Here is a 12,887-nt window from a genome sequence, read left to right as displayed (position 1 = left end):
CGGCGCAACGCCAACAACTGAACCCCGCCAGCCGCACGGCGGCGCGGGGTGCGCGCCGAAAGCATGCATGTCCGATAAAACCAGCACCGACAGCCCCTCCCCATCATCGCCCGCCGCGCCCGCGCGCGCCGGCAACCTCAATTTCATCCTCGTCTGCGTCTTCATCGACATGCTGGGCATCGGCCTGGTGGTGCCCGTGCTGCCCATCCTGATCGGCAACTTTGTCGACGGCAAGGATGCCCAGGCGTTCTGGTACGGCATCATGGCAGCCCTCTTCGGTTTGCTGCAATTCATCTTCATGCCCATGCTGGGCGCCATCAGCGACCGCGTGGGACGCCGTCCCGTGCTGCTGTACTCGATGGCCGGCATGGGCATCAACTTTCTCGCCACGGGCTGGGCGCCGAACCTGGCCTGCCTGTTCATCGGCAGGGTCATCGGCGGCGTCTCGTCGGCCAGCATGTCGGTCGCGTCCGCCTACGCCTCCGACGTGTCCACGCCGGACAACCGCGCCAAGAGCTTCGGCAAGATCGGCGCCGCTTTCGGCCTGGGTTTCATTTGCGGCCCCATGCTGGGCGGCCTGCTGGGCGAAATCGATCTGCGCCTGCCGTTCTACGTGGCGGCGGGCCTGTCGGCGGCCAATTTCATCTATGGCTATTTCTGCGTGCCCGAATCGCTGCAGCCGGGCCCGCGCGCACCGTTCATCCTGGCGCGCATCAATCCGTTTGCCGCCCTGCTGAAGCTGGTGCGCCGCGTGGAAATCCGCGGCCTGGTACTGGCTTTCGGCCTGATGACGTTTGCACAAATGATGCTCAACACCACCTGGGTGCTGTACACGCATTTCCGTTTCGACTGGACGCCGCGCCAGAACGGCATCGCCCTGTTCTGCGTGGGCCTGTGCGCGGCCGTCGTGCAGGCGGGCTTGCTGGGCATACTCATCAAGCGCTTCGGCGAGGTGCGGTTGTCGCTGCTGGGCATGGCTTCGGGCGCCCTCACCTATTTGCTGTACGGCCTGGCGACGCAGGGCTGGATGATGTATGCGCTGATCCTCTGCAACCTGCTGGCCTTTGCCGCCGGACCGGCCCTGCAAGGCATCATCTCGAAATCATCGAACGCCAGCGAACAGGGAGAACTGATGGGCTCCCTTCAATCGATCAGCAGCCTGGGCATCATCATGATGCCTTTGCTGGGCAGCATGATCCTCGGCAAAGTGAGCCATTTGCCGCCGCAGGACTGGCGCATCGGCAGCACTTTCTACCTGTGCGCGATCATGCAAATTCTGGCCATCCTGGTGGCCTGGCGCTACTTCAAGGCGCAACGCGAGGCAAGACTTATGGTTTCCACCACAAAGTAGTCAGCGGGATAATGTTGTATTTGGGAAATAAATAGGCGAGAATGGGATAATCAGCGGGGCGTTACCGATGCCCGGCATTCGATGGTGAGCAAGGATGGGTATGACTGACTTTTATTCCAGCGCCTGGCGCCGAACCGTGGCCATGCTGGCGCTGGCGCTGCCGCCGCTGGCGGGCGCGCAATGTTCGCGCGACATCCAGGTGCCCGTCTCGGCCATCGGCGCCAGCGTGGTGGTCAATGGCGCCACGATCGGCGGCATCTATCCCGACTTGCTGCGCAGCATGGGCGCCAAGCTCGGCTGCAATTTCATCTTCACGGCCGTGCCCCGCGCGCGCCTGGAAGCGATGTTCGAGGCGGGCAAGGCCGACTTGCTGATCCCCGCCAGCAGCACCTTGCGGCGCGACCAGCATGGCTTGTTCATCCCCATGCTGGGCAGCCGCCCCCTGCTGATCTCGCTACAGGGCGCGCGCGCGCCCATCAACACCATGCAGGAACTGATCGAGCGGCGCGAATTGCGCGTGGCGCTCGTGCGCGGCTACGACTATGGCGCACCGTACCAGGCGCTGGCGAAGGAACTGAGCAGCCAGGGACGCCTGTTCTACGAAGTCGACGCGCTCTCCGTGGCGCGCCTGATGCAAAGCGGCTTCATCGATGCCACCATCATGAGCCCCACCATCCTGGCAGGCGTGGCGCAGAACGATGCGCGCGTGTATGGCCTGGCCGACCGCTTGCGCCTGGAAGCGCTGCCGGAATTACCTTGGGGCATGAGCGGCGTCTACCTGTCGCGCAAATCCCTCACGGCGGAAGACCAGGCCACCCTGCGCGACCTGCTGGACAAGGCGGGGCGCTCGGGTTCCGTGATGGAAGGATTCCAGCGCCATCACCGCCAGGAACTGCTGTCGCTGAGCATACGCCCCCGCTAAGGCCTGCATGTCCGGTCTGGTCGTCGCCGTCGTCCTGTTTGCCGCCCTGCTGCACGCCAGCTGGAATGCCATCGTCAAGTCGGGCAAGGATACCTTTCTCAGCACGGTGCTCGTCTCCGTCGGCGCGGCCCTGATTTCACTGGCCGTTTTGCCCTTTGTTCATGCTCCCGCGCCCGCCAGCTGGCCCTACCTGGCCGCCTCGGCCGTGGCGCAGCTGGCCTATTACTCGCTGCTGGCGGCCGCCTACAAGGCGGGCGACATGAGCCATGCCTATCCCCTGATGCGCGGCAGCGCGCCGCTGATCGTCGCGCTGGCCAGCTGGCCGCTGATCGGCGAGCGCCTGTCCGCCATGCAGATGGGCGCCGTCGCCTGCATCTGCGCGGGGATCCTCGGCCTGTATGTTGCCGCGCGCACGAGCGCCATCGGCACGGTGCCGAAAAGCACGGGGCGCGCCACGGCCTTTGCGCTGGGCAACGCCTGCGTCATCGCCAGCTATACCCTGATCGACGGCATCGGTGTGCGCCTGTCCGGCGCGCCAGCCGCCTATACGATGTGGATATTTGTCTTGAACGGAACCGGATTGCTGCTGTGGACGGCGTTGCGCCGTCCCGCCGATTTGCTTGCGTATGCGCAAACGCAATGGCGCCTGGCCGCCGTTGGCGGTTTCGGCACCCTCGCCTCGTATGGCCTGGCCCTGTGGGCCATGACGCAGGCGCCCGTGGCCGCCATCGCAGCCCTGCGCGAAACATCGATTTTGTTCGCCATCGCCATTGCGGCCCTGTTCCTGCGCGAAAAAATCAGTCCCCGCCGCTACCTGGCCATCGCCCTGATCGCGGCGGGCGCCATGCTGATGCGAATGGCCTAGCGGGCGTCGAGCGGCGCCATCGGCAACTCGATTGCGCTGGCCGCCCCTGTCGCGTGGTACACGCGCTGCGTCGCCTTTCTATAATGTCCTGGGTCGGCCAGGAAGATGTTCGGCACGTAGTTTTGCGGATTGCGGTCGTACAGGGGGAACCAGCTCGACTGTACTTGCACGGCGATGCGGTGGCCGGGCAGGAAGACGTGATTCGCGTTCGGCAAGGCGAAGCGGTAGCGCTGCACCTGGCCCGCCGGGATCGGCGTCGGGTGCTCGAAGCTGTCGCGGTAGCGCCCGCGGAAGATATCCATCGCCACGCCCAGCTGATACCCGCCCATGGCCGGCTGCGACGGCACCTCATCCGGATACACGTCGATCAGTTTCACCACCCAGTCCGCATCCGTGCCGCTGGTGGCGGCAAACAGGTTAACCATCGGTGCGCCGGCGATGCGCACGGCCGTTTTCAACGGTTCCGAAACGTAGCTGAGCACGTCCGTGCGGTCAGCATAGCCGCGCTGATCGCTGACCAGCCATGGCTTCCACACGTCGCCATCGTTCAGGCGCACGGGACGGGGCACGAAAGGCACGGGCTTGGCGGGATCGGCCACGTACTCATCGAAGGCGCCTTCAGCCGCATCCGCAGCGCCCGATGGCGCCGCAAAGCCCAGCTTGTAGCCATCCTGCAGGTAGATCGGCGTCAGCTTCGTGTCGCAGGTCTCGCAAGCCAGCGGCCACTGCTGCAGGCGCTGCCACTGGTTCGTGCCACTCTGGTACGACACCACGGGCGCCGTATTCGCGTCCGGCGCGCCATCCTTCAGGTATTGATTGAGGAATGGCTGCATGACTTTTTCGCGGAACTGGCGCGCCGTGTCGCCGTCAAACTTCAGGGCACCCAGGCTGGAACCGTCATAGTTGACGCCGCTATGGCGCCACGGGCCGATGGCCAGGTAATTGAGGTTGTTGCGCTTGTCGCGTCCCTCCATCGCCCAATAGGTGGCGTAGGGGCCATAGATATCTTCCTGGTCCCACTGCCCCACCACGTGCATGGTGGGCACGATCAACGGACGTTTCGCGAGGATCTTGTCGAGCGCCTGTTCTTGCCAGTAACTGTCGTAGGCCGGATGTTCGAACAGCTTTTTCGTGTACGTCAGCTTGTCGATGCCGAACTTTTTCGCGTAGTCACCGGCCGAGCCGATGCGCAGATACGCGTCGTAATCGTCATAGACGCCCAGCGCCGGCGATTCGCCGCCGCCGCGCACGCTCGTCTGTCCCGCGATGTACGACAGGCTGGGCATGCGGAAGGCGCCGTTATGGAACCAGTCGTCGCCGCGCCAGCCATCGACCATGGCGCTCATGGGAATGGCCACCTTCAGGGCCGGATGCGGGTCGACCAAGGCCATCAGCACCGTATGCCCCTCGTACGAGGAACCCAGCATGCCCACCTTGCCATTCGTTTCCGGCACGTTTTTGACGAGCCAGTCGATGGTGTCCCACGCATCCGTGACGTTGTCGACCTTGGTATTGTTCAGCGGACCGCGCACGGGGCGCGTCATGACGTAATCGCCTTCCGAGCCATACTTGCCGCGCACGTCCTGGAACACGCGAATGTAGCCGTTTTCCACCAGGGTGTCGTCGCCCAGCGGCAAAGTGACCAGCATGCTGGGGCTGGCGGCGCGCTGGGCGCGGCGGGCCGCATTGTACGGCGTGCGCGTGAGCATGATCGGCGCTTTTTGCGCGCCTTTCGGCACGACGATCACCGTGTACAGCTTGACGCCGTCGCGCATGGGGATCATCACCACGCGCTTGACGTAGTCATTCATGTCGGGCATCACCAGCTTGGCGCCGATATCGGGCGTCATGGGCGGCGTTTGCGCCATCGCCGGTACTGCAAACAAGGAACTGATAACAAAAGCCAGACCGGTGAGCCGGACGGGGGACGACACGCGCATACTGTTCTCCAATGATTCATGCCACGCAAAAGTGGCCGAACGGCAATAGTACCCGGAAAGCAAGTTCTGCATAAGGCTAGCCTCTGACGCAGCGCAGCAGATAAATCGGGGCGCAAACTTGACAGAACGCGTGCGAACTGCAACCATAACGCCATGAAATTTATTCATTCACAACACGCCTGCTTGAATTGGTGGTCCCGCTCACTTTCGCGCGGCCACTGCATAGTGATGTGAATTATGATCAACGCCGCCTCGATCGGTGGCGTAACAGGCTCAGCCTGGATCATCCCCGATGCAGGCGGCTCGAAAGGAAACTTGATGAGCTTGCCTAACACCCCCGATACCCCCGACACCGAGAATACCCCGGCCGCGCCGCTGTCGGCCGCCGCCATCGCGTCGCAATCCGTGATCCTGACGGGCGACCGCCCGACCGGCCCCTTGCACCTGGGCCACTACGTGGGCAGCCTGCGCGACCGCGTCCGCTACCAGAACAGCTACAAGCAATTCATCATGCTGGCCGACGCCCAGGCGCTGACGGACAATATGGAAGACATCGACAAGGTGCACCGCAATGTCGTCGAAGTGGCGCTCGATTACCTGGCTGTCGGCATCGACCCGACGAAGACCACGGTATTCATCCAGTCGCAAATCCCGGAACTGGCCGAACTGACGTTTTACTACCTGAACATCGTCACCGTGGCGCGCCTCGAGCGCAATCCCACCGTCAAGGAAGAAATCCGCCTACGCGGCTTCGAGCGCGACATCCCGGCCGGCTTTTTGACCTACCCTGCCAGTCAGGCGGCCGACATCACGGCCTTCAAGGCGGGTGTGGTGCCCGTGGGCGAAGACCAGATCCCGATGATCGAGCAAACGAATGAAATCGTGCGCCGCTTCAACCGCATGTACAACCGCGAAGTGCTGATGGAATGCAAGGCCCTGGTACCCGACATCGGCCGCCTGCCCGGCATCGACGGCAAGGCGAAGATGAGCAAGTCGCTGGGCAACACCATCAACCTGGGCGCGACCTCGGCCGAAATCACGGCCGCCGTGAAAAAAGTCTATACCGACCCGCTGCACCTGCGCGTGGAAGACCCGGGCCACCTGGAAGGCAACATCGCGTTTACCTACTTGGACGCCTTCGATCCGGAAAAAGCGGCGCTGGCCGAAATGAAGGCCCATTATGTGCGTGGCGGCCTGGGCGACAGCATTGTGAAGAAGCGCCTGGATGTAGTCTTGCAGGAAATGCTGGCGCCGATCCGTGCCCGCCGCGAAGAATTCGCCAAGGACAAGGGCCAGGTCATCCAGATGCTGAAGGAAGGCACCTTCAAGGCACGCGAAGTGGCGGCCCGCACGGCCGATGAAGTCAAGTCGGCGCTGGGCCTGAACTACTTCTGATCACCGGCAGTCATAGCAAACTGATATAGCAAACTGATGCGCCCAGGCGGAGTCGGGTAAAATCCCGCTTTCGCCTGGGCGCAATTCGTTTGTCACCGTGGCATCAGCAATCCGTAGAGAAGACAACGCGCCATGACCGATACCCCTATCGAACAGCTGCTGCTGCAGCATTTTTCCATCGATGCGCTGCAACGCTCGCCCGCGCCCCTGCAGCAGGCGCTGGGCATGCTGGGCGGCTGGCTGGCCGCCGAACGCGACACGCCCTATCCGCACACGCCGTATGCGCAATTGCTGACGCAACTGTCCGATACTTGCCTGCCCGCGCACGGCATGCCCGTGGCGCAATTCCTGCAAGAACTCGACACCACCGTGCTGGCCAATACGGCCCAGCTGAACCATCCGCAATACATTGGCCACATGACGCAGGCCCTGCCGTGGATCAGCGTGCTGGCCGAAGCGTTTACGGCGACCCTGAACCAGAACCAGGTGAAGATCGAGACGGCGTATGTGTCGACCCTGATCGAAAAGCAGATCCTCGGCTGGCTGCACCGCCAGGTGTACCAGCAGGCCGATAGCGTCTACACGCAGGCGATGGCCGCCACCAGCGGCGCGCTGGGCAATGTCGTCAATGGCGGCACCATGGGCAACTTGACGGCCCTGGCCGTGGCGCTGGAACGGCAGTTGCCCGGCACGCGCAAACGGGGCCTGTTTGCCGCCATGCAGGAGTCGGGCTACGCGGGGCTGGCCTTGATCGGCTCGGCCCGCAGCCATTACTCCGTGAAAAAGGCGCTGGCGACCCTGGGCCTCGGCGAAAACGCCTTGCACCTGGTGGCCGTCGACCGCGACAACCGCATCGATATCGCCGCACTGGAAGCGACCATTGCCGACTTGAAATTGCGCAAGATCAAGGTCGTCGCCATGATCGGCATCGCCGGCACGACGGAAACGGGCGCCATCGATCCATTGGCCGCCATGGCAGCCATTGCCGCGCGGGAAAGCATCTGGTTCCACGTGGATGCGGCCTGGGGCGGCGCCCTCCTGATCGCGGAACAGTACCGCGCCCTGTACGACGGGATTGCCCTGGCCGACTCCGTCGTCATCGACGGGCATAAATTGCTGTGGGTGCCGATGGCGCAAAGCATGGTGCTGTTCAAGGACAGCGCCAGCCTGAACTTGCTGAAACACAACGCCAACTACATCCTGCGCGACAATTCGGGCGACCTGGGCCAGACCTCGCTGGAAGGCTCGCGCCGCTTCGATGCCTTGAAACTGTGGACGTCGTTCAAGGTGCTGGGCGTATCCGGCTACACGACCTTGCTGCGGCAGGCGGCCACCCTGTCCGGCCAGCTACAGGACTTGCTGGCCGACCAGCAGGATTTCGAGCTCGTCACGCGCTCCGACACCTTCATCCTGACCTACCGCTACGTGCCCGCGCACTTGCGCCAGCGCATGGACAGCTTGCTGGCCGGCGGCCAGATGGACGCGGCGGCAGAGCTGAACACGCAACTGAACACATTGAACGCTAAGCTGCAAAACCGGCAAAAGGCGCAAGGCCACAGTTTTGTGTCGCGCACGGTACTGGAATCGACGCGCTACCCTGGCCCGACCAACGTGCTGCGCGTGGTCATGACGAATGTCAAAACGCGCCCCCACCACCTGCGCGCCATCCTGGCCGAGCAGCGCGCCATCGGCCAAACGCTGGTGGCGGAACTGGACCTGTAAGGAAACACCCACCGATCAGCCTTGACTGGATGCACGATGCAGCGTCTTAGCGCCCTCACCGACCTCTTGCGGCATCTGCTGAAATGGCTGCTGCTTGCGAGCGTCGTGGCCGTGCTGGCGGGATCGGCTTCGGCCGGCTTCCTGTTCGCCCTTGAATGGGCAACCGCTACGCGGCGGGCGCACGCCTGGCTGATCTGGCTGCTGCCCGTGGCGGGCTTTGCCGTCGGCTGGCTGTATTTGCGCTATGGCAGCAGCGTCGAAGGCGGCGCGAACCTCCTCATCGATGAAATCCACGACCCGAAAAAAATCATCCCCTTGCGCATGGCGCCGCTGGTGCTGGGCGGCACCGTCATCTCGCATTTGTTTGGCGCCTCCGTCGGGCGAGAAGGCACTGCCGTGCAAATGGGCGGCGCCCTGGCCGACCAGCTGACCCGCAGGTTTCACCTGAACAATGAAGACCGCCGCATCGTCCTGATGGCCGGCATCAGCGCCGGCTTTGCCTCCGTCTTCGGCACGCCGCTGGCGGGCGCCATCTTCGGCCTGGAAGTGCTGGCCATCGGCCGCTTGCGCTACGAAGCCATGCTGCCCTGCCTGCTAGCTGCCGTCATCGCCGACCAGGTGGGCTTGCTGTGGGGGCAGTTATTCAACATTCACCACACGCATTACGCCGTGCCTTTGATCCCCGCCATCTCCGCCTGGACCTTGTCCGCCATGGTGATCGCTGGCGTGCTGTTCGGCGTGGCCGGCAACGTGTTTGCGCAGGCCACGCACGGCTTGAGCGGGCTGATGAAGCGCTGGATCCGCTACGCCCCGCTGCGCCCCCTGGCCGGCGGCGTGATCATCGCCATTACCGTGTGGCTGATCGGCACGGACAAGTATATCGGCCTGGGCATCCCCACCATCGTCGACGCGCTCAAGGAACCGCTGCCGGCATACGATTTCCTGGCCAAGATGGCGTTTACCATCATCTCGCTGGGCACGGGATTCAAGGGCGGCGAAGTGACGCCATTGTTCTTCATCGGCGCGACCCTGGGCAATGCGCTGGGCCCGCTGCTGCACCAGCCCGTCACCTTGCTGGCCGCCATCGGCTTCGTTGCCGTCTTCGCCGGTGCCGCCAACACGCCGATCGCCTCGACCCTGATGGCCATGGAACTGTTCGGCGCCGAGATCGGCGTGTACGCGGCCATCGCCTGCGTCGTGGCCTATCTGTTTTCCGGCCACGCGGGCATTTACCGGGCGCAACGGGGCGGGCATGCCAAGCGCACCGTCCACAAGGATATCGACACATGACACAGAATATCTACGACAACGACGCCTTCTTTACCGGCTACAGCCAGCTGCCCCGCTCCGTCGGCGGACTCGACAGCGCCCCCGAATGGCCAGCCCTGCGCGCCATGCTGCCGGAGATACAAGGAAAAAGCGTGCTCGACCTGGGCTGCGGCTATGGCTGGTTCTGCCGCTGGGCAGCCGACGCTGGTGCGGCGCAGGTACTGGGCGTGGACGTGTCGGAAAAGATGCTGGCGCAGGCGAACGCCATGGGGACGCACGCGGTCGTCAGCTATGCCCGGCTGGACCTGGTACAACTGGCCCTGCCACCCGCCAGCTACGACCTCGTCTACAGTTCGCTCGCGTTTCACTACATCGAGGATTTCACCACCTTGCTGGCTGCCATCCGCCACGGCTTGAAACCGGGCGGCAAGCTGGTGTTTTCCATCGAGCACCCGATCTTCATGGCTCCGCGCCAGCCGGGCTGGCTGACGGACGCGCAAGGCTGCAAGCGCTGGCCCGTCGACAGCTACCAGCAGCAAGGCCCGCGCGTGTCGGACTGGCTGGCGCCAGGCGTGATCAAACAGCACCGCACCCTGGGTACGACCATCAATGCGCTGCTACGCGCCGGTTTCCAGCTGGAACATGTGGAAGAATGGGGTCCCAGCGATGAGCAGGTCGCCCTGCAGCCGGCCCTGGCGGAAGAGCGCGAGCGGCCGATGCTGTTGTTGGTGGGCTGCGGCCTGCCGTAACCGCGCTGTCAGCTGGCCACATTGCGCGTAAAGCGCAAGGTGGACTCGCCCGCATTCACATAGGCATATGCTTGCGCGCTGCTGAACACAAAAAAATCGCCCGTGCCCAGCGTTCTCGTCCCGGCCGCCAGTTCCAGCTGCAGCTCGCCTTCCAGCACGTAGATCATTTCGCTGAAGCCCGCCGGATCGGCTTGCGCATCGTAGCGCTCGCCAGGCGCCAGGCGCCAGGCCCACAGTTCCACCTGGCGGCTGGCGGGCGCGGCACCCAGCAGCACGGCCTGGCTGGCTTGCGACGCGCTTTGCCACATCAGCACGCGCAGGCTGTCGTGCGGCTGTTGCGGCGGCTGCACCAGGTCGACAAAGGCCACGTTCAGGGCGGCTGCCACATGGTCGAGGTTGGCCAGGCTGATGTTGGTGCTGCCCGCCTCGACGCCGTTGACCATGCGCCGGCTCAGGCCCGACTTGCGCGCCAGCTCCTCCTGGCTGAGGCCGGCGGCGAGGCGCAAGCGCCGCAGATTGGTGGCCAGGTGTGCCAGCACGCCACCGGCCTCGGCTTGACTGCGCAATATATTGCTCCTATTATGATGGGAAATATTTTGCTCATAGCATAGCGCCCCATGAAAACACACGCAAGTCCCCCGCCCGCCTTCGGCCTGCCCGAACTGGCCTTGATCGCCATCACCTTCATCTGGGGCGGCACATTTCTCGTCGTGCAACATGCCGTGACGGTCAGCGGCCCGCTGGCGTTTGTCGCCGCCCGCTTTGCCGTGGCCGCCAGTATCGGCGCCCTGATTTGCCGGGGCCAGTTGCGCCACCTGACGAAGGCCGAATTGTTGACAGGCATGGCCATCGGCGTGAGCATCTTTGGCGGCTACGCGCTGCAAACCTATGGCTTGATGTATATCACGAGCAGCAAGTCGGCCTTCATCACGGCCTTCTATGTGCCCATCGTGCCGCTGGTGCAATGGCTGGTCTTCAGGCAGCGGCCCCACCCTGCCGTATGGGCGGCCGTCGTGCTGGCGTTTGCCGGCTTGCTGCTGCTCACCGGCACGGATGGCTTGAGCATGGGCTTCGGCACGGGCGAACTGATCACTGCCGTGGGCGCCATCGCGATTGCCCTGGAAATCATCCTCATCAGCCGCGTCTCGCCGCAATTGAACATCCTGCGCGTGACCATCGTGCAACTGGCCACGGCGTCATTGATCGCCTTGCTGCTGATGCCCGTCATGGGCGAAGCGCCACCGGTCCTCAGCAAGACTTTCATCCTCAGCGTGCTGGCACTGGGCTGCGCCAGCGCGCTGATCCAATATGTGATGAACTGGGCGCAAAAGCGCATTTCCGCCACGAAAGCAACGCTGATCTACGCGGGTGAACCCGTGTGGGCCGGCGTGATCGGCCGCATCGCCGGCGAGCGCCTGCCGGCCCTGGCCATCGTGGGCGCGGTCTTGATCATTTGCGCGGGCATCCTCAGCGAGTGGCGTCCCAAGCGCCGTGTGCGCGCTGCAGGCAAGGCCGTGCAGCCATAAGGTTTATTCCACGCCCCGCCGCAGCGCCGCATCGGCATGCAGCGCCAGCGGCACGGCCCTGGCCCAGCGGTTCGACGACAGGGAAAACGTCAGCGCGCGCACCTGGTGGTACCAGCCGGCAGGCACGTACAGCATGTCGCCCGGTTCGACGATGCATTCGATCATGCTGGCCTGGCGCGCCAGGGGAAAACGTTCGAAATCGGGCGCTTCCGGGTCGAACGGTGAACCGAACAGGATGGCGTTCGCTTCGCTGGGATAGAGAAAGACGTCGTGGTGCGGCGGCGATAAAAAGATGCGCTTGCGGCCCCACACTTGCGCGAAGATATTGTCGTCGTAATCGCAATGCAAGGGCGTGACCGTACCGCCCGGCCCCACCCAGAAGCGCGGCGGGCCCATCTTGTCAAAATACGTGGGCCAGTGGCACAGGCGGTTCAGCTCGCGCAATTCCAGGTTGCCCAGGTATGGCGGCAGCGCGTAGTTGCCCTCCGCCACCAGGTCCAGGTATTGCCCCATCGACATGTCCTGCATGGCGCGGTCTGCCGCGAATGCCGTGTTGATGTAGTCGCCCACGCGCGCACGCACGGGCACATGGCTGAATTGCTCGCGCAAGACTTCGGGTTCCAGCTTGGATAAGGGCCAGCGCTGCACCAGCCCGCGCATCAGGAAGGGCAATCCCAGCGCGGCGCGCGCGCGAAAGGCGGCGGCGTCCAGCATGGCCAGGCGCGGCACCTCGGTGATGGCCGGCAAGTCACGCGCCGCCAGCTTGATGGCCTCGCGCATGGCGTCGATGGACGTCACGCCGCGCACCTGCGCATCCTTGCCCTCGCGTGCCTGCTTGCGCGCAAGGGCCGCTTCGGGCGAACTGAATTGTGCTGGCGGCCGGGGCGGCAGCGCGCGCGGCGATATGGGCGTGGCCGCAAGCGGGAGCGGCACTTTCTTTTCTACGGGCATAAACCTTCTTTGCGATCAAGGCGTCGCACGACATGGCGCGACAGTGCGCCATTTTAAGCCAGCAAGGCCCGCATGACCTATTCCCCCCGACGTCTCGACACCTGACAAAACCGTCGCGAGCGGCAGTGATTTGTGGCTAAGAAGCGCAACCGTACTCCAGTACGGTGAGCATCGCAGGCCGCAAAGCGCGACGCGCA

11 protein-coding genes are annotated in these 12,887 nt (G+C 64.0%); 8 read left to right on the top strand and 3 right to left on the bottom strand.

From position 1 onward, the window contains the following. Window positions 1-67: 67 nt before the first annotated feature. The 3 genes from BLT98_RS20495 to BLT98_RS20485 all read left to right on the top strand — a co-directional run bounded on the left by BLT98_RS20495 (window position 68) and on the right by BLT98_RS20485 (window position 3,138). The gene (locus BLT98_RS20495) at window positions 68-1,351 is read left to right on the top strand and encodes a TCR/Tet family MFS transporter (protein WP_092610909.1); all 1,284 of its coding nucleotides are present in this window, start codon (window positions 68-70) and stop codon (window positions 1,349-1,351) included. A 100-nt stretch (window positions 1,352-1,451) separates the two neighbouring features. Then, window positions 1,452-2,273 (top strand): substrate-binding periplasmic protein, encoded by an 822-nt coding sequence (locus BLT98_RS20490; RefSeq protein ID WP_034784189.1) that lies wholly within the window; start codon window positions 1,452-1,454, stop codon window positions 2,271-2,273. A gap of 7 nt (window positions 2,274-2,280) precedes the next feature. Then, window positions 2,281-3,138 carry a DMT family transporter gene (locus BLT98_RS20485; protein WP_034784190.1) on the top strand — a complete coding sequence of 286 codons (858 nt, stop codon included), beginning with the start codon at window positions 2,281-2,283 and terminating at the stop codon, window positions 3,136-3,138. Here the strand turns inward: BLT98_RS20485 and BLT98_RS20480 are convergent. Next, on the bottom strand, window positions 3,135-5,078 hold the full coding sequence (locus BLT98_RS20480; RefSeq protein ID WP_092610907.1) for a CocE/NonD family hydrolase: 1,944 nt from the start codon (window positions 5,076-5,078) through the stop codon (window positions 3,135-3,137). The genes BLT98_RS20485 and BLT98_RS20480 overlap by 4 nt on opposite strands. 318 nt (window positions 5,079-5,396) lie before the next feature. Here BLT98_RS20480 and trpS point away from each other — a divergent pair, with 318 nt between their 5' ends. The 4 genes from trpS (at window position 5,397) to BLT98_RS20460 (ending at window position 10,213) form a co-directional block, all read left to right on the top strand. Further along, window positions 5,397-6,473, top strand: a complete 1,077-nt coding sequence (trpS, locus tag BLT98_RS20475) for a tryptophan--tRNA ligase (RefSeq protein ID WP_225317293.1) — start codon at window positions 5,397-5,399, stop codon at window positions 6,471-6,473. Between the two features lie 132 nt (window positions 6,474-6,605). Next, a complete protein-coding gene (locus tag BLT98_RS20470) occupies window positions 6,606-8,195 on the top strand; it encodes a pyridoxal-dependent decarboxylase (protein WP_092610905.1) in 1,590 nt (529 codons plus the stop codon). A gap of 36 nt (window positions 8,196-8,231) precedes the next feature. After that, complete coding sequence (locus BLT98_RS20465; protein ID WP_092610903.1) at window positions 8,232-9,485, top strand: voltage-gated chloride channel family protein; 1,254 nt, start codon at window positions 8,232-8,234, stop codon at window positions 9,483-9,485. Next, window positions 9,482-10,213, top strand: coding sequence for a class I SAM-dependent methyltransferase (locus BLT98_RS20460; protein WP_092610901.1), 732 nt, complete (start codon window positions 9,482-9,484; stop codon window positions 10,211-10,213). Before BLT98_RS20465 ends, BLT98_RS20460 begins: the two co-directional genes overlap by 4 nt. Before the next feature lie 8 nt (window positions 10,214-10,221). On the opposite strand, the gene BLT98_RS20455 is transcribed toward BLT98_RS20460, so the two are convergent. Continuing rightward, window positions 10,222-10,779, bottom strand: a complete 558-nt coding sequence (locus BLT98_RS20455) for a helix-turn-helix domain-containing protein (protein ID WP_240317657.1) — start codon at window positions 10,777-10,779, stop codon at window positions 10,222-10,224. A 51-nt stretch (window positions 10,780-10,830) separates the two neighbouring features. On the opposite strand from BLT98_RS20455, the gene BLT98_RS20450 reads away from it, so the two are divergent. Beyond that, window positions 10,831-11,739, top strand: a complete 909-nt coding sequence (locus BLT98_RS20450) for a DMT family transporter (RefSeq protein WP_092610897.1) — start codon at window positions 10,831-10,833, stop codon at window positions 11,737-11,739. Between the two features lie 3 nt (window positions 11,740-11,742). Here BLT98_RS20450 and BLT98_RS20445 read toward each other — a convergent pair whose 3' ends face one another. Beyond that, complete coding sequence (locus tag BLT98_RS20445) at window positions 11,743-12,690, bottom strand: cupin-like domain-containing protein (RefSeq protein WP_092610894.1); 948 nt, start codon at window positions 12,688-12,690, stop codon at window positions 11,743-11,745. Between the last annotated feature and the right edge of the window lie 197 nt (window positions 12,691-12,887).

It is taken from the genome of Janthinobacterium sp. YR213 (assembly GCF_900099875.1).
Taxonomy (GTDB): Bacteria; Pseudomonadota; Gammaproteobacteria; order Burkholderiales; family Burkholderiaceae_D; genus Janthinobacterium; species Janthinobacterium lividum.
This window is presented reverse-complemented; position numbering and strand designations above follow the sequence as displayed.